Source organism: Actinophytocola sp. (assembly GCF_036555685.1).
In the GTDB taxonomy this organism is placed as follows: domain Bacteria; phylum Actinomycetota; class Actinomycetes; order Mycobacteriales; family Pseudonocardiaceae; genus Actinophytocola.
In genome coordinates, this window is record NZ_DATBKY010000230.1 from 35,977 (window position 1) to 54,271 (window position 18,295).

The 18,295-nt window shown below is 71.6% G+C and carries 19 protein-coding genes; 9 read left to right on the forward strand and 10 right to left on the reverse strand.

The window, feature by feature from the left end; genetic code table 11:
* Positions 1-65: 65 nt before the first annotated feature.
* Complete coding sequence (locus VH969_RS21880; protein ID WP_331977132.1) at positions 66-1,013, reverse strand: helix-turn-helix domain-containing protein; 948 nt, start codon at positions 1,011-1,013, stop codon at positions 66-68.
* 82 nt (positions 1,014-1,095) lie between these two features.
* Between VH969_RS21880 and VH969_RS21885 the strand changes: the two genes are divergently transcribed.
* Together VH969_RS21885 and VH969_RS21890 are read left to right on the forward strand one after the other, a co-directional pair.
* Complete coding sequence (locus VH969_RS21885; protein ID WP_331977134.1) at positions 1,096-1,935, forward strand: hypothetical protein; 840 nt, start codon at positions 1,096-1,098, stop codon at positions 1,933-1,935.
* A 155-nt stretch (positions 1,936-2,090) separates the two neighbouring features.
* Positions 2,091-3,524, forward strand: coding sequence for a gamma-aminobutyraldehyde dehydrogenase (locus VH969_RS21890; RefSeq protein WP_414638597.1), 1,434 nt, complete (start codon positions 2,091-2,093; stop codon positions 3,522-3,524).
* A 31-nt stretch (positions 3,525-3,555) separates the two neighbouring features.
* Here VH969_RS21890 and sigJ read toward each other — a convergent pair whose 3' ends face one another.
* Positions 3,556-4,422 (reverse strand): RNA polymerase sigma factor SigJ, encoded by an 867-nt coding sequence (gene sigJ / locus VH969_RS21895; protein ID WP_331977136.1) that lies wholly within the window; start codon positions 4,420-4,422, stop codon positions 3,556-3,558.
* A 140-nt stretch (positions 4,423-4,562) separates the two neighbouring features.
* On the opposite strand from sigJ, the gene VH969_RS21900 reads away from it, so the two are divergent.
* The gene (locus VH969_RS21900) at positions 4,563-5,021 is read left to right on the forward strand and encodes a carboxymuconolactone decarboxylase family protein (protein WP_331977138.1); all 459 of its coding nucleotides are present in this window, start codon (positions 4,563-4,565) and stop codon (positions 5,019-5,021) included.
* Here the strand turns inward: VH969_RS21900 and VH969_RS21905 are convergent.
* The 5 genes from VH969_RS21905 to VH969_RS21925 are packed head-to-tail and all read right to left on the reverse strand — an operon-like array spanning position 5,018 to position 10,347.
* Positions 5,018-6,235 carry a saccharopine dehydrogenase family protein gene (locus VH969_RS21905; RefSeq protein WP_331977140.1) on the reverse strand — a complete coding sequence of 406 codons (1,218 nt, stop codon included), beginning with the start codon at positions 6,233-6,235 and terminating at the stop codon, positions 5,018-5,020. The genes VH969_RS21900 and VH969_RS21905 overlap by 4 nt on opposite strands.
* Positions 6,235-7,047, reverse strand: a complete 813-nt coding sequence (locus tag VH969_RS21910; RefSeq protein ID WP_331977142.1) for an ABC transporter permease — start codon at positions 7,045-7,047, stop codon at positions 6,235-6,237. Before VH969_RS21910 ends, VH969_RS21905 begins: the two co-directional genes overlap by 1 nt.
* Position 7,048: 1 nt before the next feature.
* A complete protein-coding gene (locus VH969_RS21915) occupies positions 7,049-7,984 on the reverse strand; it encodes an ABC transporter permease (RefSeq protein WP_331977144.1) in 936 nt (311 codons plus the stop codon).
* Positions 7,981-9,117 (reverse strand): ABC transporter ATP-binding protein, encoded by a 1,137-nt coding sequence (locus VH969_RS21920; protein ID WP_331977146.1) that lies wholly within the window; start codon positions 9,115-9,117, stop codon positions 7,981-7,983. Before VH969_RS21920 ends, VH969_RS21915 begins: the two co-directional genes overlap by 4 nt.
* A gap of 45 nt (positions 9,118-9,162) precedes the next feature.
* On the reverse strand, positions 9,163-10,347 hold the full coding sequence (locus tag VH969_RS21925) for a polyamine ABC transporter substrate-binding protein (protein WP_331977148.1): 1,185 nt from the start codon (positions 10,345-10,347) through the stop codon (positions 9,163-9,165).
* A gap of 166 nt (positions 10,348-10,513) precedes the next feature.
* Here VH969_RS21925 and VH969_RS21930 point away from each other — a divergent pair, with 166 nt between their 5' ends.
* The 3 genes from VH969_RS21930 (at position 10,514) to VH969_RS21940 (ending at position 13,874) form a co-directional block, all read left to right on the forward strand.
* Positions 10,514-11,014 carry an Lrp/AsnC family transcriptional regulator gene (locus VH969_RS21930; RefSeq protein WP_331977150.1) on the forward strand — a complete coding sequence of 167 codons (501 nt, stop codon included), beginning with the start codon at positions 10,514-10,516 and terminating at the stop codon, positions 11,012-11,014.
* A gap of 90 nt (positions 11,015-11,104) precedes the next feature.
* Complete coding sequence (locus VH969_RS21935; protein WP_331977152.1) at positions 11,105-12,457, forward strand: aspartate aminotransferase family protein; 1,353 nt, start codon at positions 11,105-11,107, stop codon at positions 12,455-12,457.
* A 70-nt stretch (positions 12,458-12,527) separates the two neighbouring features.
* Positions 12,528-13,874 carry an NAD(P)/FAD-dependent oxidoreductase gene (locus VH969_RS21940; RefSeq protein ID WP_331977154.1) on the forward strand — a complete coding sequence of 449 codons (1,347 nt, stop codon included), beginning with the start codon at positions 12,528-12,530 and terminating at the stop codon, positions 13,872-13,874.
* A gap of 1 nt (position 13,875) precedes the next feature.
* On the opposite strand, the gene VH969_RS21945 is transcribed toward VH969_RS21940, so the two are convergent.
* Positions 13,876-14,493 (reverse strand): mycothiol-dependent nitroreductase Rv2466c family protein, encoded by a 618-nt coding sequence (locus VH969_RS21945; protein ID WP_331977156.1) that lies wholly within the window; start codon positions 14,491-14,493, stop codon positions 13,876-13,878.
* Between the two features lie 153 nt (positions 14,494-14,646).
* Between VH969_RS21945 and VH969_RS21950 the strand changes: the two genes are divergently transcribed.
* The 3 genes from VH969_RS21950 (at position 14,647) to VH969_RS21960 (ending at position 16,213) form a co-directional block, all read left to right on the forward strand.
* Positions 14,647-15,369 carry a 3-keto-5-aminohexanoate cleavage protein gene (locus VH969_RS21950; protein WP_331977158.1) on the forward strand — a complete coding sequence of 241 codons (723 nt, stop codon included), beginning with the start codon at positions 14,647-14,649 and terminating at the stop codon, positions 15,367-15,369.
* Positions 15,370-15,378: 9 nt separating this feature from the next.
* Positions 15,379-15,621 carry a hypothetical protein gene (locus VH969_RS21955; protein ID WP_331977160.1) on the forward strand — a complete coding sequence of 81 codons (243 nt, stop codon included), beginning with the start codon at positions 15,379-15,381 and terminating at the stop codon, positions 15,619-15,621.
* Positions 15,622-15,694: 73 nt separating this feature from the next.
* On the forward strand, positions 15,695-16,213 hold the full coding sequence (locus tag VH969_RS21960) for an ATP-binding protein (RefSeq protein ID WP_331977162.1): 519 nt from the start codon (positions 15,695-15,697) through the stop codon (positions 16,211-16,213).
* 4 nt (positions 16,214-16,217) lie between these two features.
* Here VH969_RS21960 and VH969_RS21965 read toward each other — a convergent pair whose 3' ends face one another.
* Both VH969_RS21965 and VH969_RS21970 read right to left on the reverse strand, forming a co-directional pair.
* Positions 16,218-16,868, reverse strand: a complete 651-nt coding sequence (locus VH969_RS21965) for a hypothetical protein (protein WP_331977164.1) — start codon at positions 16,866-16,868, stop codon at positions 16,218-16,220.
* The gene (locus VH969_RS21970; protein ID WP_331977189.1) at positions 16,865-18,247 is read right to left on the reverse strand and encodes a selenium-binding protein SBP56-related protein; all 1,383 of its coding nucleotides are present in this window, start codon (positions 18,245-18,247) and stop codon (positions 16,865-16,867) included. The genes VH969_RS21965 and VH969_RS21970 overlap by 4 nt, the downstream gene beginning before the upstream one ends.
* Between the last annotated feature and the right edge of the window lie 48 nt (positions 18,248-18,295).

Consider the following 18,295-nt stretch of genomic DNA (forward strand, 5'->3'; position numbering starts at 1 on the left):
AATTGTCCGGGCCATTTCGTCGCAGCCGAAACGGCGCGGCTGGCAAACGGAGGGCAAAGTGCCGGCTAATTCCGGAACGTGCGGCGGTACGCGGCGGGGCTCACGCCGCGGCGGGCGGTGAAGTGGTGGCGCAGCGTGTCACCCGCGCCGAAGCCCGCCTGGCCGGCCACGTGATCGACCGGGAGGTCCGTCGTCTCGAGCAGCTCCTCCGCGCGGCACAGGCGTTGGTCCAGCAGCCAGCGGTGCGGCGTCGTGCCGGTGGCCGCGCGGAACCGGCGGGCGAACGTGCGCTCGGACATCACCGCGCGGGCCGCGAGCGCCGGCACCGGCAGCGGGTCGGCCAGGTGCTCTCGCATCCAGTCCAGCAGGTCCGCCAGCACGTAGTCGGACCCCGCGGCCGGCACGGGCAGGTCGACGAACTGCGCCTGGCCGCCGTCGCGGTGGGCCGGCATCACCATGCGGCGCGCCAGCTCGTTCGCGGTGCGCGGGCCGTGGATCTCGCGAACGAGGTGCAGGCACGCGTCCAGGCCGGCCGCGGCGCCCGCGCTCGTGAGGATGGGACCGTCGGACACGTAGAGCACGTCGCGGTCCACGTGGACGGACGGGTACCGGCGCGCCAGGCGGTCGGCGAACTGCCAGTGCGTCGCCGCGCGGCGGCCGTCCAGCAGGCCCGCCGCGGCGAGCGCGAACGCACCCGAGCACACCGACAGCACCCGCGCGCCACGGTCGACGGCCGCGCGCAACGCGTCGAGGATCGCGGGCTCGATCGGGGCGTCGAGGGCCGGCCACGCCGGCACGGTCACGAGGTCGGCCGCCACGAGGTGGTCCAGGTCGTGGGTGACGCGTACCGGGAAGCCCGACGTCGTCGGCACCTCGCCGACCCGCGCGCCGGCCACGGCGAAGTCGTACACCGGCAGGCCGTCGTCGGCGCGGTCGAGACCGAAAACCTGGCAGACGATGCCCAGCTCGAACGCGGCGACCCGCTCGCCGGCCAACGCGACAACGGATCTCACGAAGACGAGTATGGCAGAAAGTTCCGACGTATTGGCATTGCTGCCACTATCGGCACGGCCGCGGGAGCCGCAGGCTTGGGGCATGAACGAGTTCCCGCTCCCCACCGGAGACGCGAAGGTGGTCGCCGCGGCGCCCGGCCGCGGCCCGCAGCAATGGGCCGGCGCGCCGGGCGCCGCCCTCGACGCGGACGGCACGATCGTGCTGACCTACCGCGTGCGCGGCGACCACGACGTGAACGTGATCGCGCGGTCGGCCGACGGGGTCGGGCTGACGACGGTCGGCACGATCGAGCCCGCGGCTCTGGGCGCGCGGATGGTCGAGCGCGCGGCGATCGTGCGCGCGCGTGCCGGCCTGTGGCGGATGTATGTCAGCTGCGCGACGCCGAACTCGAAGCACTGGTGGGTCGGCGTCCTGGAAGCGGCCGAGCCGGAGGGCCTCGCCGGGGCACCGGTCCGCCCGCTGTTCACCGGCGACGGGACGTTCGGCGTGAAGGACCCGGTGGTGCGCTTCGACGGGTCGCGCTGGCGAGCGTGGCTGTGCTGCCACCCGCTGGACGTGCCCGGTGCCGAGGACCGCATGACCACCGCGTACGCCACGAGCGCCGACGGTCTGGAGTGGACATGGCACGGCACGGTCCTCGCCGGCCGCGCCGGCGAGTGGGACGCCCGCGGGGCGCGGCTGACCAGCGTGCTGCCCGACGGCCGCGCGAGCTACGACGGCCGCGCGAGCGCGGCGGAGAACTGGTTCGAGCGCACCGGCGTCGCGGTCCCGTCCGGCGACCGGCTGGCCGCGGACCCGGCCGCCCCGGTGATCGACGTCCGCTACCTCGACGTCCTCGCGCTGCCCGGCGGCGGCACCCGCCTCTACTACGAGGCCCGCCTCCCCGACGAGAGCCACGAGCTGCGTACCGAGCTCAGGTGATCGAATCCGGGTCGGCGCGGTCCGGCGGGGGCGCACGGTCTGACCCCCATAGCCCACATCGCGACACGAATCCAGTTGCCCAAGGGCTTGTCTGCTGCGGATTCAGTAGCGAGGATGGCACAGAGCCAGCGTGATCCTCGTCAGGGAGTTCGGAGATGACCGAGAAGACAATGCTGCGGAACTTCGTCGCCGGTGCGTACGTGGAGCCGCTCAGCGGCGAGTACGCGGACCTGATCGACCCCAGCACGGGCGAGGTGTTCGCGGCGGCACCGGTGTCCGGCGCGGAGGACGTCGACCGCGCGGTGAAGGCCGCCGCGGGCGCCTTCGAGTCCTGGCGTGACGTCGTCCCGCGCGAGCGGCAGCTCGCCATGCTCAAGTTCGCCGACGCGATCGAGGCCCGCATCGACGACCTGCTCGACGCGGAGGTCCAGAACACCGGCAAGCCACGCCAGCTCACGGCCGAGGAGGAGATGCCTCCGGCCGTCGACCACTTCCGGTTCTTCGCCGGCGCCTCCCGGCTGCTCGAGGGCCGCTCCGCGGGCGAGTACATGGCGGGCCACACGAGCTACGTGCGCCGCGAGCCGATCGGCGTCTGCGCGCAGGTCACGCCGTGGAACTACCCGCTGATGATGGCCGTGTGGAAGATCGCGCCGGCGCTCGCGGCGGGCAACACGATCGTGCTGAAGCCGTCGGACACCACGCCCGCCTCGACGCTGCTGATGGCCGAGATCGCGGCCGAGTTCTTCCCGGCCGGCGTGCTCAACGTGATCTGCGGCGACCGTGACACCGGCCGCGAGCTCGTCTCCCACAAGACGCCCCAGATGGTGTCGATCACCGGTTCCGTGCGCGGCGGGCGCGAGGTCGCCCAGGCCGCCGCTGTCGACCTCAAGCGGGTCCACCTCGAGCTCGGCGGCAAGGCACCGGTGATCGTCTTCGACGACGCCGACGTGGCCGCGGCCGCCGAGGCCATCGCGGTCGCCGGGTACTTCAACGCCGGCCAGGACTGCACGGCCGCCACCCGAGTGCTCGCCGCCCCGGGGCTGCACGACGACTTCGTCGCCGCGCTCACCGAGCAGGCCAAGAACACCCGCACCGGCCCGCCGACGGACACCGAGGTGCTGTACGGCCCGTTGAACAACGCCAACCAGCTCACCCGGGTCGCCGGGTTCGTGGACCGGCTGCCCGACCACGCGAGCCTCCAGACGGGCGGCTCGCAGGTCGGCGACCGCGGCTACTTCTACTCCCCCACCGTGATCTCCGGCATGCGCCAGACCGACGAGGCCATCCAGAACGAGATCTTCGGCCCGGTCATCACCGTGCAGCAGTTCACCGACGAGGACGAGGCGGTCCGCTGGGCCAACGACGTCGAGTACGGCCTGTCCGCGTCGGTGTGGACCCGCGACCACGGCCGCGCCATGCGGATGACCCGCCGCCTCGACTTCGGTTGCGTGTGGGTCAACACGCACATCCCGCTGGTGTCGGAGATGCCGCACGGCGGTTTCAAGCACTCCGGCTACGGCAAGGACCTGTCGATGTACGGCCTGGAGGACTACACGCGCGTCAAGCACGTGATGCACAACCTGGATTAGCACGCCTCCCCGGAACACGCACCGGCCGACACTAGATCGACAGCTCGGCCAGGCGGTCGGGGTCCATCAGGATGTCGATCGCCGCTATGCGGCCGTCCGTCACCGTGAAGGCGAACAGCACCCGCGGGCGGCCGTCGCGCAGGACGAGCATGCCCGCGGCGCCGTTGACCACCACCGGCCGCGGCACCCCGGCGCCCCGGCCCGTACGGCGGAACAGCAGCGCCTGGCCCGCCACGGTCGCGGCACCGTGCACCACGCGGGACGCGCCCTCGGGCAGCTCGCCGCCCTCCGCGCGCAGGATCACGTCCGGGTCGAGGACGGCGACCAGCGCGTCGAAGTCGCCCTCGCGGGCCGCGGCGAAGAAGGCGTCGACCACCGCGCGCTGGCGGGTCAGGTCGGCGTCCGGGGTGGTCGGGGAGCCCTGGACGCGGCGGCGCGCGCGGCTCGCGAGCTGGCGGGTGGCGACCGACGAGCGGCCGACGAGCGGGGCGATCTCGTCGAACGGCAGCGCGAACATGTCGTGCAGCACGAACGCGAGCCGCTCGGCCGGGTCGAGCGTGTCGAGGACGACGAGCAGCGCGAGCCCGACCGAGTCGGCCAGCACGGCGTGGTCCTCGGGGCCACTCGCGACGATCGGGTCCGGCAGGTGCGGCCCGGCCGGCTCCTCGGGGCGCGCCTTGCGCGAGCGCAGCATGTCCAGGCACACCCGCCCCACGACCGTGGTCAGCCAGCCGCCGAGGTTCGCGATGTCGGACGCGTCCGCGCGGCTCAGCCGGAACCAGGACTCCTGCACGGCGTCGTCCGCCTCGGCGAGCGAGCCGAGCATCCGGTAGGCCACCGCACGCAGGCGCGCTCGATGCTCCTCGAAACGCGACGCCAGCCAGTCCTGCTCGTCCATCCGGTCCTCCCCTGTCCCTCGTCGGTCATAGCACTGACGCTTCGCCCGGGCCGTTTGTGACCGGCGTGGTCACATCCGCGCCGCGCGATTCGTCAGGGCATCGGCGGCTCGACACGAACCGCCGACCCGAAGGAGGAGACATGCAGGCACGGATGCAGAGCCCGACGACGCTGCTGCCGGACGCGCTGAAGCACGGCCAGGGCCTCGCCCAGGTGGCGTTCCAGAGCGGGGTCGACCAGGAGACGATGTCGCTGGTGCACCTGCGCGCGAGCCAGATCAACGGCTGCAGCTGGTGCGTCGACGCGGACCGCCCCGACGCGAGCACGGACGAGACGACCATGCAGCGCAAGTGGTCGGTGTCCGCGTGGCGCGAGGCGCCGTACTACACCGACGCGCAGCGCATCGCGCTCGAGCTCGCCGAGGCGATGACCCGCCAGGCCGACAAGGGCGACGTCGTGTCCGACGAGCTGTGGACCGAGCTGACCAAGTACTACGACGAGAAGCAGCTCGCCGGGCTGGTCTTCTGGATCGCGACGGTCAACTTCTACAACCGGATCAACGCGGCCGTCCGCACGGTCGCCGGCACGAAGTGGAACTAGTGTCCCGCGCCGGACTCCCGGACACCCCAGGGGGAGCCGTAGTCCTTTAGCAGGTCGAGGAAGGGGACGGGGTCGAAGGCCTCCGGGCCGAGGACCCCGCTCCCCTGCCACACGCCCGACGCGAGCAACTCCAGCGCCACCACGGGGTTCAGCGCCGTCTGCCACGAGACCGCCTGGTGGCCGTACTCGCGCATCGACCACTCGTTGTCGACCACGTGGTACAGGTACACCTCGCGCGGCTCGCCGTCCGGGCCGAGCCCGCGCACCCAGGTGCCGGCGCACGTCTTGCCCGTCATCCGCGGGCCGAGACCGGCCGGGTCCGGCAGGCACGCGGCCACCACGTCCCGCGGCGACACCGACACGCCGCCGGCCGTGACCGGGGTCGTGCGGTCCAGGCCGAGTTTGTGGAGGGTCCGCAGCACCTGGATGAACTCGTTGCCCAGCCCGTACTTGAACGTCACCCGGCCCGCGGCCACCCAGCGCGGGATGAGCAGGACCTCCTCGTGCTCCACGTTCACGCACTCGACCGGGCCGATGCCGTCGGGGAAGTCGAACACCTCCGGCTCGGAGAACGGCTCGGTCGTGTACCAGCCGCGGTCCCGCTCGTAGATCACCGGCGGGTTGAGGCACTCCTCGATCGTCGTCCAGATCGAGAACGTCGGGGCGAAGTCGTAGCCGTCCACCACCAGGTTCGCCCCGTCCCGCACGCCGATCTCCTCGATCGAGGAGAACAGGTGGTCCGCGGCGTACCGGGCGAACACGTCCGACATGCCGGGCTCCACGCCGATGCCCACCAGCGCCAGCCGGCCCGCCGACTCCCACGACGGCGCGGCCGCGAACTGCAGGTCGCCGAGCTTCACGCCGGTCCGCCGGTAGGGCTCCGACTCGTGCGGTGTGGACAGTGACATCGCCATGTCCAGGTAGTCCGCCCCGGCCGCGAGCGCGCCGGAGAAGACCGGCATCGTGAACCGCGGGTCGACCGCGTTCAGCACGTGCGTGATCTCGTGGCGCCGGCACAGCTCGGTGACCGCCGCGGCCGACGAGGCGTCCACCCGGGTGGCGACGAACCGGTCGTCCGGCACCGACGACACCGCCTTGTTCGCCCGGTCGAGCGTGTAGTCGGCCACGACGAACGACGAGAAGAACGACCGCCGCGCCGCGATCGCGACCGCCGCCGAGCCCACGCTGCCCGCGCCGATCATGAGGATCTTCATCACGCCACTCCGAGTGCCTTCGCCTGCCGCCGCCCGCGGATCTGCACCGCCAGCACGATCACGAACGCCAGCAGGAACACCGCGGTGCCGATCACGTTGACCTGCCGCGGGATCCCGCGCTGCGCCGCGCCCCAGACGTACATGGGGAAGGTCACCGAGGTGCCCGAGTTGAAGTTCGTGATGATGAAGTCGTCGAAGGAGAGCGAGAGCGAGAGCATGGCCGCCGCGGCGATGCCGGGCAGCACCAGCGGCAGCGTCACCTTCCGGAACGTCGACCACTCGTCCGCGTAGAGGTCCATGGCCGCCTCCTGCAGCCGCGGGTCCAGCCCGGCGAGCCGCGCCTTCACGGTGACCACCACGAAGGACAGGCAGAACAGGATGTGCGCCACGACCACGGTCCAGAAGCCCAGCGGGACCTGGAGCGTGACGAACAGCGCCAGCAGCGACGAGCCCATCACGACCTCGGGCGTGGCCATGGGCAGGAAGATCAGCACGTTGGTCGAGCCGCGGCCGCGGAAGCGGTGGCGTGCCAGGGCGAACGCCATCAGCGTGCCCAGGACCGTCGCGACCAACGTGGCGACGAGCGCGATGCCGATACTCAACCGCAGCGCGTCGGCGATGCCGGCCGCGCCGAAGGGGTGCAGCCAGTAGTCCAGCGTCCACTGGTCGGACAGGTCGTACGACAGCCGGCTCGTCGCCCGGTTCACCGACAGCAGGAACACCACGACGATGGGCAGGAAGAGGTAGGCGAGCACGAGGAGGCCGATCACCATCACCCAGTGGTCGGCGACCCAGCGCCAGACCCGGTACACCTCAGACCACCTCCTCGGTCCCGGCCGCACGCACGTAGGAGAACACCATGACCAGGATCGTGGCCATGAGCAGGAACGACAGCGCCGCCGCCTGCGGGTAGTCCAGCCGCACCAGGAAGGCCGAGTCGATGACGTTGCCGATCATGTACTGGTTCGGGGTGCCCAGCAGCTCGGCGTTGATGTAGTCACCGGCCGCCGGGATGAATGTGAGCAGCGTGCCGGCGATGACGCCCGGCATCGACAGCGGCAGGGTCACCTTCCGGAACGTCGCGGTCGGCTTCGCGTACAGGTCCCGGGACGCCTCGAGCAACCGGCCGTCCAGCCGGTCGAGGCTCGCGAACAGCGGCAGCACCATGAACGGCAGGAAGTTGTAGACGAGTCCACACACGACGGCCGCGGGCGTGGCGAGCAGCCGGAAGTCGTTGCCGATCAACGGCAGGCTGCGGAGGAACTCCACCAGCGGACCGTTGTCCGACAGGATCGACTTCCAGGCGAGCGTGCGCACCAGGAACGTGGTGAAGAACGGCGCGATCACGCAGACCAGCATCAGGTTGCGCCACCGGCCCGCCTTCTGCGCGATCGCGTACGCCAGCGGGTAGCCGAGGATCAGGCAGATGATCGTCGCGATGCCCGCGTACACGGCTGAGCGCACCAGGTGCGGCCAGTACTCCGTGACCGCGTCGACGTAGTTGTAGAACGCGAACGCCTGCTGGTAGCCGGTCTCCAGGCTCCCGCCGCGGTCGTAGAGGCTCGTCGCGAGCAGCTGGACGGACGGCAGGACGAAGAAGACGACGAGCCAGATCCCGCCCGGCAGCAACAGCAGGTACGGCGTCCACCGCCGCCGGCGCCTGCCGGCGACCGGTTCGGCGACCGGCTCGACGTCGGGCGGGGTGCCGGGTGCGGCGCCGCCGGCCGCCGCGCCGACCAGAGCGGTCACGGCGCCACGCCCAGCGGGTCGGCGGAGTACTGGGTGGCCTCGTCGCCCTGGCCCGTCGGGCGGTCGAGCACGAACGAGTGCGGCGGGTACCAGTGCGCGACGACCTCGGTGCCGGGCGACAGCGGCTCGCCGGCCGACTGGTTCGCGGAGAACACCGACATCTCCTGGCCCCACGGGGTCTTCAGCAGGTACTCGGTGCTCACGCCGGCGTAGCAGGTGTCGGTCAGCACGCCGCGCACCGAGTTGTGGTTGGCCGGCGGGTCCTGGCCCGGCTCGGCGAGGCGTACCTTCTCCGGCCGCACGCCGAGCCACACGCGGCCCTCGGTCGCGTGCGCCCGCGCGGTCGGCGCCGCGAACCGCTCGCCGTGCGCGGTCAGCACCAGGTCCGCGCCCGAGGTGCCGGCCACCTCGGCGGCGAACAGGTTGGACTGGCCGAGGAAGTTGGACACGAACGGCGAGGACGGGAACTCGTAGATGTCCGTCGGCGCGCCGAGTTGCTCGATGCGACCCGCGTTCATCACCGCGACCGTGTCGGCCATCCACATGGCCTCCTCCTGGTCGTGGGTGACGTGCAGGAACGTGATGCCGACCTCGGTCTGGATGCGCTTGAGCTCGATCTGCATCTGGCGGCGCAGCTTGAGGTCCAGCGCGCCGAGCGGCTCGTCGAGCAGCAGCACCTGCGGCTCGTTGACGAGTGCCCGGGCAAGCGCGACGCGCTGCTGCTGGCCGCCGGACAGCTGTGCGGGCTTGCGGTTCTCGTACCCGCCGAGCTGCACCAGCTCGAGCATCTCGTGCACCTTGCCGCGCACGTCCTTCAGGCCGCGCTGGCGCAGGCCGAACGCGATGTTGTCCTTGACGTCCAGGTGCGGGAAGAGCGCGTAGCTCTGGAACACCGTGTTGACCGGCCGGCGGTAGGGCCGCAGCTGGGTGATGACCTCGTCCCCGAGCCGGATCTCGCCCGACGTCGGCTCCTCCAGCCCGGCGACCGTGCGCAACGTCGTGGTCTTGCCGCATCCGGAGGCGCCGAGCAGCGCGAAGAACGCTCCCTCCGGGACGGTCAGGCTCAGGTCGTCCACCGCGGTGAACTGCCCGAACCGCTTGGTGACGTGCTCGAGGACGAGGTCCGTACTCATGGTTCGCTCCGCTCGGAAATCACGGTTCGCTCCGCTCCGATGGCACTACGCTCCGATCACCTGCTGGAACTTCTGCTCATAGGTGCGCTCCTGGCTCTCGTCCAGAGCCATGAACACCTTCGCCTTTCCGAGCGTGGCGTCGTCCGGGAAGATCAGGGGGTTGGCGGCGAGCTCGGGATCGATCTTCTCCATCGCGTCCTTGGCGCCGTCCACCGGACAGATGTAGTTGACGTACGCGGCGAGCTCCGCGGCGACCTCGGGCTCGTAGTAGTAGTTCATCAGCTTCTCGGCGTTGGCCCGGTGCGTGGCCATGTTCGGCACCTGCATGTTGTCCGACCACAGCATGATGCCCGAGTCCGGCGCCACGAACTTGATCTTCTCGTCCTCGAAGGCGAGCTGGATGACGTCGCCCGACCACGCGATGCACGCCGCGATGTCGCCCTTGGCGAGGTCCTGGGCGTAGTCGTTGCCGGTGAACCGCCGGATCTGCCCGGACTCGGTCGCGGCGCGGAGCTTTCCGAGCGCCTCGTCGAACTGGTCGTCGGTGAAGTCGGACGGGTCGTGGCCCAGGGACTCCAGCAGCAGGCCCATCGTGTCGCGCATCTCCGAGAGCGCCGTGACCTTGCCCTTGAGGTCCGGCCGGGTCAGCAGCTCGTCGACGGTGCGGACCTCCTTGGCGACCTTCGCGTTGTAGGCCAGGCCGGACAGACCCGACTGCCACGGGACCGCGTACTCGTTGTTCTTGTCCCAGGAGCGGCCCTGCAGCGTCGGGAGCAGGTTCGCCTCGACGTTGGGGATCTTGTCCTTCTCGAGCTTCTGGACCCACCCGAGCCGGACCATCCGCGAGGCCATCCAGTCGGTGAGGACCATGATGTCGCGGTCGATCGACTGGCACGCGGACAGCTGGTTGCGCACCTTGCCGAAGAACTCGTTGTTGTCGTTGATGTCCTCCTGGTAGGTCACCTGGATGCCGGTGTTGGACATGAAGGCGTCCAGGGTCGGCCGCTTCTTCTCGTCCTTCTCGTCGACATCGATGTAGAGCGGCCAGTTGGAGAACACCAGCTTCTTCTCGGTGCTGGACTTGTCGTCGCTGACGCAGCTCTCCTGGGTCTGCTTGGTACCGGAGGTACCGCAGGCCGACAGCGACGCGCCGGTAGCGGCGAAGGCACCCGCGGCGAGCAGTCCTCTCAGCACCGTCCGTCGGGAGGTGCCGGACCGCCCCGCGGTCATCGCACGTAGTACTGCAGCCGCCTCAGGAGACGGCGGGGTCGTGGCCCTGGTTCGCATGGCGACTGATACTGACACGCCGTGAGTCCTGTCACAAGGGATTCCGTTGTCACGGTCGCGATACGCAACGAAATACGCCAGACTTACCCCCGCAACAAGGGAGGATCGGATGGCGGAATCCGTAGCCGAGGGTCGCCGGCTCGCCGTGCGCGACGGAGCCCAGCACGCCCTGCTCGACGACGTGGCCATGGGCATCATCGAGCAGCTCCAGGAGGACGGTCGCCGGCCTTACGCCACGATCGGCCGTGCCGTGGGGCTGTCCGAGGCGGCCGTGCGTCAGCGGGTGCAGCGGCTGCTCGACGCCGGGGTAATGCAGATCGTCGCGGTCACCGACCCACTCCAGCTCGGCTTCGCCCGCCAGGCCATGGTCGGCCTGCGCACGTCGGCCGACCTCGAGGAGACCGCCGACCTGCTCGCCGCGATCGCGGCCGTGGACTACGTGGTGATCACCGCCGGCTCGTTCGACCTGCTCGTCGAGGTGGTCGCGCAGAACGACGACCACCTGCTGGAGATCCTCAAGGAGATCCGGGCCGTGCCGGGCGTGAGCACCACCGAGGCGTTCGTCTACCTCCAGCTGCGCAAGCAGACCTACTCGTGGGGCACGCCCTGACACGACGAACGCTACGAAATCCGTGGCGAAGAGCCCGTTGCGCTGCGTGAAACACTTGCCAGGCCGCAATCCGTGTGCGATAACCGTTGTATGTCCGACAACCTCTGGATGCATTTCACCAGGATGTCGGCCTACGCCCACGAGCCGGTCCCGACGATCGCCCGTGGCGATGGGCCATACATCTACGACACCAACGGAAAGCGGTACCTGGACGGGCTTTCCGGGCTGTTCGTGGTCCAGGTCGGGCACGGCCGCGAGGAGCTGGCGGACGCCGCCGCGAAGCAGGCGCGTGAGCTCGCGTTCTTCCCGATCTGGTCCTACGCGCATCCGAAGGCGATCGAGCTGTCCGAGCGGCTGGCCTCGCTCGCCCCGGGCGACATCAACCAGGTCTTCTTCACCACCGGCGGCTCCGAGGCCGTGGAGAGCGCGTGGAAGCTCGCCCGCGCGTACTTCAAGCTGGCCGGCAAGCCGGCCAAGCACAAGGTCGTCTCCCGGTCGATCGCCTACCACGGCACGTCGATGGGCGCGCTGTCGATCACCGGCCTGCCCGGGCTGAAGCAGGACTTCGAGCCGCTCGTGCCGTCGACGATCCGGGTGCCGAACACGAACATGTACCGCGCGCCGGCCGGCACCGCGGGCCCGGACGGCACCGACGCGGAGGCGTTCGGTCGCTGGGCCGCGGACCGGATCGAGGAGGCCATCGAGTTCGAGGGCCCGGACACGGTCGCCGCGGTGTACCTCGAACCGGTGCAGAACTCCGGCGGCTGCTTCCCGCCGCCGCCCGGCTACTTCCAGCGGGTGCGCGAGATCTGCGACCGGCACGACGTGCTGCTCGTGTCCGACGAGGTGATCTGCGCGTTCGGCCGGCTCGGCGAGTACTTCGGCGCCACCCGCTACGGGTACCAGCCGGACATCATCACCTGCGCGAAGGGCCTGACCAGCGGTTACGTCCCGCTCGGCGCGATGCTCGTGAGCGACCGGCTGGCCGAGCCGTTCCGCGAGGGCGCGAACTGGTTCGCCCACGGCGTGACGTTCGGCGGGCACCCGGTGGCCTCGGCCGTCGCGCTCGCGAACCTCGACCTGTTCGTCCGCGAGGACCTCAACACGCACGTGCGGCGCAACTCCGCGTTGTTCCGGTCCTATCTGGAGCGCCTGTACGACCTGCCGATCGTCGGCGACGTGCGGGGTGACGGGTACTTCTTCGGCATCGAGCTGGTGAAGGACAAGGCGACGCGGGAGACGTTCGACGAGGCGGAGTCCGAGGCGCTGTTGCGCGGGTTCCTGTCCAAGGCGCTGTTCGACAACGGCCTGTACTGCCGCGCGGACGATCGCGGCGACCCGGTCGTGCAGCTGGCGCCGCCGCTGATCTGCGAGGAGGCGCAGTTCGCGGAGATGGAGCAGATCCTGCGGTCGGTGCTGACCGAGGCGTGGAGCCGGCTCTGAGCGAGCTCGCGAGCGAGGCATCGGCACGGGGCGACCGCGAGCGGCGGGACCGAGCCGGCGAGGGACCGTCGTGAGTTTCTGGCTGTCCACACTCGACCTGGCGCCGCGGACGGCGCTGCCCGGGGACCGGGACGTCGACGTGGCGATCGTCGGCGCGGGGTTCACCGGGCTGTGGACCGCGTACTACCTGGCCTCGGCCGACCCGTCGCTGCGGATCGCCGTGCTGGAGGCCGAGGTCGCCGGGTTCGGGGCGAGCGGGCGCAACGGCGGCTGGTGCTCGGCGCTGTACCCGGAGTCCTGGTCCTCGGTGGCGCGGCGGCACGGGCACGCGGCCGCGGTGGCGCTCGCCCGGGCCATGGAGTCCACTGTGGACGAGGTGGGCCGGGTGGCCGCCGCGGAGGGCGTCGACTGCCACTTCGCCAAGGGCGGCACGGTGACGCTCGCGCGGACGGCCCCGCAGGAGGCGCGCGGGCGGGCACACGTCGAGGCGGAGTCGGCGTTCGGCGTGGACGTGTCGTGGCTGCCCGCCGCCGAGGCGACCGCCTTGTGCGGGGCGACGTCGGTGCGGGGCGGGGTGTACACGCCCCACTGCGCGGCGATCCATCCGGGCCGGCTCGTGCGCGGGCTGGCGGAGGCGGTCGAGCGGCTCGGGGTCGTGGTGTACGAGGGGACCCGGGCGCGCTCGCTGCGGTCGGGCGCGGTGGCGACCGACCGCGGGACCGTGCGCGCGCCGGTGGTGGTCCGGGCGACCGAGGGCTACACGGCGGGGCTCGAGGGCATGCGGCGGACGCTGGTGCCGCTGTACTCCCTGATGGTGGCGACCGAGCCGCTGCCGTCGTCCTTCTGGTCCACCGCGGGCCTCGCGCGGCGGGAGACGTTCGCCGACTTCCGGCGGATGATCATCTACGGCCAGCGCACCGCGGACGACCGGCTGGCGTTCGGCGGGCGCGGTGCGCCGTATCACTTCGGCTCGCGCGTGGCGCCGGCGTTCGACCAGGACGCCCGCGTGCACGCCATGCTGGCGGAGACGCTCGTGGAGCTCTTCCCGTCGCTGGGCCCGGAGCCGCCGATCGAGTACCGGTGGGGCGGCCCGCTGGGCGTTCCCCGCGACTGGACGGCGTCGGTGGGCTTCGACCGGACGTCGGGCCTCGGGTGGGCGGGCGGCTACGTGGGCGACGGCGTGTCGACGACGAACCTCGCCGGCCGCACGCTGGCGGACCTGATCACGGGCGCCGGCTCGGAGCTCACGTCGCTGCCGTGGGTCGGCCACCGGTCGCGCGGCTGGGAGCCGGAACCGTTGCGGTGGCTGGGCATCAACACCACGCTGCGGGTGATGGACCTGGCCGACGCCCGCGAGGACCGCACGGGCCGCGACTTCCGCCCGGCCGCGCTGCTGGGCCGCTTCCTCGGCGAGTAGGTCACGCCACCCGCGGCGAGCTCACCCGGGCACGCTTGAGCTCGTAGAACCCTTCGGTGCCCGCGACCAGGAGCACGCCGTCCCACAGGCGGCCCGCCGCCTCGCCGCGCGGGGTCGGGGTCACGACCGGGCCGAAGAAGGCGTTCACCGAGCCGTCGGGCATGGTCACGTGGATCGCGGGGGTGCCGAGATCCTCGCCGACCGGGCCGAGGCCCGCCTGGTTGCCCGCCAGAAGGGCGGCGTCCAGGTCCGTCGACTCGGCGGCGCCGGCCAGCTCGACCGGCAGGCCCGCTGCTATCAGCGCGTCGGCGTACAGCGAGTCCTCGAGCGGGCGGTGTGCCAGGTGGATCCGGTCGCCGAGCGCCGTGTAGATCGCCCGAACCTCGGCCGGGCCGAAATTCTGCTCGACCGCCTTCGCGACCCGCGCCGGCCCCCACCCGGCGTCCAGCCACTCGCGGTACCAGGCCGCCACCTCGCGCCCCTCGTTCAGCACCGACAGGCTCAGCACATGGAACCGCACCGCCACGTCCCGCACCCGCTCCACCTCGAGCAGCCACCGCGACGCGATCCACGCCCACGGGCACTTCGGGTCGAACCACATGTCCACGCAGGTCGTCATGAGCCGAAACTAGGCCGCGGATTGGCCGAACCCCAGATCCAATTCCGCACGCGAGGCTATGGGCCAATCCGTACGTGACCGCGTGCTGCGCCGAGCGCGGCAAGCTCGCCGGCTCGCATCGCGCGCGGCCGGAATCCTTGGAAAGCTGACGGCATGCTGCAGGTGTGCCTCAACGGCGCACGGACGCGCGCGGAGTTCGCGGGGCTGCCCGTGTCGCCGGCCGAGCTCGCGGCGGAGGCCGTGGCCGCGGTGGCGGCGGGCGCGAGCGACATCCACCTGCACCCCAAGGAATCCGGCGGCGCGGACTCGCTCGAGCCGGCCGTCGTGGCGGCCGCGGTCTCGGCGGTGCGCGACGCCGTGCCCGGCGTACCCGTCGGCGTCACCACCGGTGCGTGGGCGGAGCCGGACCCGGCCCGGCGGGTTGCGCTCGTGCACGCGTGGACCGTGCTGCCCGACCACGCGTCGGTGAACTGGCATGAGGACGGCGCGCAGGACGTGGCCGCGGCGTTGCTCGGGCGGGGCGTCGGCGTGGAGGCCGGCATCTTCTCCGGCGCCTCCGGCGCGGACGGCGCGGACGGCGCCGCGAAGTTCCGGGCGTCCGCGCTGTCGTCTCGCGTGCTGCGCGTACTGGCGGAGATCACGGACACCGACCCCGCGACCGCGAGCGGGACGGCCCGCGCACTGCTGGACGCGCTCGGGCCGGGGCCGATCCTGCTGCACGGGGAGGACGGCGGCGCGTGGCCGGTGCTGACGCTCGCCGCCACGCTGGGCCTGGACACGCGCGTCGGCCTGGAGGACGTGCTGGTGCTGCCCGACGGCCGGGTGCCCGCGGGCAACGCGGACCTGGTGCGGGCCGCCCGGCGGCTCACGAGCTGAGGAGCGCACATGTGCCGACGACCGGCCACCCGGCTGGCGTTGCTGCTGTGCGGGATCGTCCTGATGGCCGCCGCGACGCCCGCGTTCGCGCACGCCGCGCCGACCACCACGACCGAGCCGTCGCCGGCCACGCCGACCGCACCGGCCGCGGGCGACGGCGGCACGCTGCTGTGGGTGTGGCTCGCGGCCGGGACGGTGTTGCTGGCCGCGCTCGTCTTCGTGACGCTCCGCGTCCGCCGGCCGCGCCGCTGACCAGTGCTGTTGCATGTGAACGTTCCAGGAGGCAATATCTGCCGGGTTGTCTTGCCACCCGGGGAAGGTGCCTGTGCAAGATCAGACCGCGCAGGTCGACGATCTACGACTCGTCGCGCTGCCCAGCGCCGTGAACTGCGCCGAGCTCTTCGTGCGGTTCACGCTGACCGAATGGCACGTGCCGCAGATCATCGACGATGCCCGCGAGACGGCGAAACGGATGGTCCTGGCGGTGATCGCCACGGTCGACGAGGACGCCGACCCGACGATGATCACCGTACGGCTGCGGCTACGCGGCGCCACGGCGGTCGTGGAGGTTCAGGACGACCGGCCGGCACCGAGGCTCGTCGTGCCGCGCAGCCTCGCGAACAAGCGCGCGGGCGTCGAGACACTGCCGGGGAGCAGGCAGCTGATCTGGTGCGAGATCCCGCTCCCGGGCGGCATGGACGCGACGGTCGTGCCGCTCCCCCGGCGCGGCACCACGCGCGCCGCGCCACCCCGCAAGAGCGAGATCGACGAGGCGGTCGACCTCAACAACGACGTCATGCAGCGCATCCTGGACGGCCTGCGCCGCGACGACCCGACCATCTGACGGACTAGACGACCGCGGCCACGAACGTCGCCGACCCCGCGCCCACCAGGGCTACCGCCCAGATGCGGTCCAGGTTGACCCACGCGCTGCGCAGGATGCGCAGGCCCAGGAACTGGTAGACGCACACCGCGACCGCCAGCGCCACCACGATCATCGCCAGCGTGTGGATTCCCGCTGCCGCAAGGCCTTCGACCACCGCGGAGCCGCCGCCGGACATCCCCGCCATCCCCGGCATCGCGTGGTCCATCGTGGACCCCGCGGCCGGTGCCAGCACGGGCACCAGCATCAGGCCGGCGCCGTGGACCGACGCCATCAGGAACGACCACGTCGCCAGCTGGAACCACGACAGCCGCATGCCGACCCAGCGGAAGTGGCTCCGCCGCGCCAGCAGGTACACGCCGACGCCGACCAGCGCCAGACCGCCCACAATGGACACGAGCTGGCTCGTGGCCGCCGACACGCCGAGCGTGACCGCGACCGCCACCACCGCCATCGACACCAGGTGACCGGCCGCGATCGGGCCCGTCGCGCGGATCACCGCCGCCCGGCTCCGTTCCTGCAGCCCGATCGCCACCGCGAACAGCCAGCCCATCCCGGGGTTCAGCCCGTGGAACGCGCCCAGCCCGACGAGCGCGGCGATCTCCCCGCCGGTCACGGGTAGCAGTACGAGTCCGACGACGCGTCCCCGCCCTGCAACCGCACCTGGTGCACCCGCAGGCCGCGGAAGTCGTCGCCGTGCGGGAAGAACCGCTCGTCCGGCGCCAGGCCGTCCGCACCGGCGTCCAGCTTCGCGACCCACGCGCCCACGCCGTCGGGGTAGAACTGGTCGTCCCACGCGCCGTACAGCGAGTTCGACACGTACACCCGGCGGCCGTCGCGGCTGATCTCCACCATCTGCGGGCCGCCGGCGAGCGGCTCGTCCGGCGCCGCCGGGTGCGCGGCGCGCCGCACGATCCCGCCGAGGTGCACCGAGCCGGTCTGCCGCGGGTGGAACGGGTCGCTGACGTCGTACTGCAGCAGCTCGCCGGTCCCCCACGCGGACACGTACAGGAACCGGTCGTCCACCGACAGGTCGAGGTCGGTGACGAGCGGCGGCACCGCGCCGAACGGCTGCAGCGCGGGTGGCAGGTCCGCGGCGTCGGCGGGCTCGGCCGGGATGTCGATCACCTTCTGGATCGCGAACTCGCCGTTGCCCTCCCGATGCCACAGCCAGACCGAGGCGGACAGGTCCTCGACGCTCACCACGACGCCGACGAAGCCGTACTGCTTCGTCGGGTCGTGCGCGGGCCGCAGCTCCAGCGGCATCTGGTACTGGTCACCCAGGTCGAGCGTCTGGATGTTGCGGCGCTTGCGCAGGTCCCAGAAGTGCAGCCGGTGCCCGTACTGGCGGCCGAGCAGCAGCTCGGGGTTGATGCCGTCCTCGATCATCGACGGCGTGCCCCACTCGCTGGTGACCGCGACGTCGTGGGCGATGTGCCACCACAGGTCGTAGGCGAGGTACTGGTCGCCGCGGTCGACCTCCCAGCGGCCGAGGACCTCGAAGGACGTGTGGTCGAGCAGCGCGACGCCGCCCGGGCCCTCGGTCTCGTACCCGCCCAGCGCGCTCACGTAGATGCCCTCGGGTCCGCAGTGGATCGTGTGCGGCCGGGAGTAGCCCGCCCGCTTGCCCAGCTCCTCGGCCTCGAGCACCTTGACGATCCGCGGCGAGCGCGGGTCGTCCTTGGTATCGACGATGTGGATGCGCGAGGACCGCAGGCCGGGGACGACGAGGTAGCGGCGCTCGGTGTGCGGGTGTGGCGCGTACGGGCAGAGCGCCGAGCTGCACGCGTTCCAGCCGAAGTGGTGCAGCTCGTCGCCGACGTTCGGCAGCTCGGTCCAGCCGACGACCTGCCCGTAGCTCGCGGACGCGTCGTCCACGTCCAGAACGGCGATGGCGTCCGGTTTGTCGGCGGGCCGGGCGAAGGCGGCGATGTACGCGAGTGTCTCCGGCGGCGCGGCGGCGGCGTCCCGGGGGCGAGGCGTAGAACGTGGGATCCGGTTTCCAGAACGACATCACGGCTCCTCTGGTCGGCCTGTGCGCAT

Excerpts from the sequence above, each read along its gene's own strand:
- VH969_RS21885 (WP_331977134.1), top strand. The coding sequence starts at position 1,096 with ATGAACGAGTTCCCGCTCCCCACCGGAGACGCGAAGGTGGTCGCCGCG.
- VH969_RS21890 (WP_414638597.1), top strand. The coding sequence starts at position 2,091 with ATGACCGAGAAGACAATGCTGCGGAACTTCGTCGCCGGTGCGTACGTG.
- sigJ (WP_331977136.1), bottom strand. The coding sequence starts at position 4,422 with ATGGACGAGCAGGACTGGCTGGCGTCGCGTTTCGAGGAGCATCGAGCG.
- VH969_RS21900 (WP_331977138.1), top strand. The coding sequence starts at position 4,563 with ATGCAGGCACGGATGCAGAGCCCGACGACGCTGCTGCCGGACGCGCTG.
- VH969_RS21905 (WP_331977140.1), bottom strand. The coding sequence starts at position 6,235 with ATGAAGATCCTCATGATCGGCGCGGGCAGCGTGGGCTCGGCGGCGGTC.
- VH969_RS21920 (WP_331977146.1), bottom strand. The coding sequence starts at position 9,117 with ATGAGTACGGACCTCGTCCTCGAGCACGTCACCAAGCGGTTCGGGCAG.
- VH969_RS21925 (WP_331977148.1), bottom strand. The coding sequence starts at position 10,347 with ATGACCGCGGGGCGGTCCGGCACCTCCCGACGGACGGTGCTGAGAGGA.
- VH969_RS21930 (WP_331977150.1), top strand. The coding sequence starts at position 10,514 with ATGGCGGAATCCGTAGCCGAGGGTCGCCGGCTCGCCGTGCGCGACGGA.
- VH969_RS21935 (WP_331977152.1), top strand. The coding sequence starts at position 11,105 with ATGTCCGACAACCTCTGGATGCATTTCACCAGGATGTCGGCCTACGCC.
- VH969_RS21945 (WP_331977156.1), bottom strand. The coding sequence starts at position 14,493 with ATGACGACCTGCGTGGACATGTGGTTCGACCCGAAGTGCCCGTGGGCG.
- VH969_RS21950 (WP_331977158.1), top strand. The coding sequence starts at position 14,647 with ATGCTGCAGGTGTGCCTCAACGGCGCACGGACGCGCGCGGAGTTCGCG.
- VH969_RS21955 (WP_331977160.1), top strand. The coding sequence starts at position 15,379 with ATGTGCCGACGACCGGCCACCCGGCTGGCGTTGCTGCTGTGCGGGATC.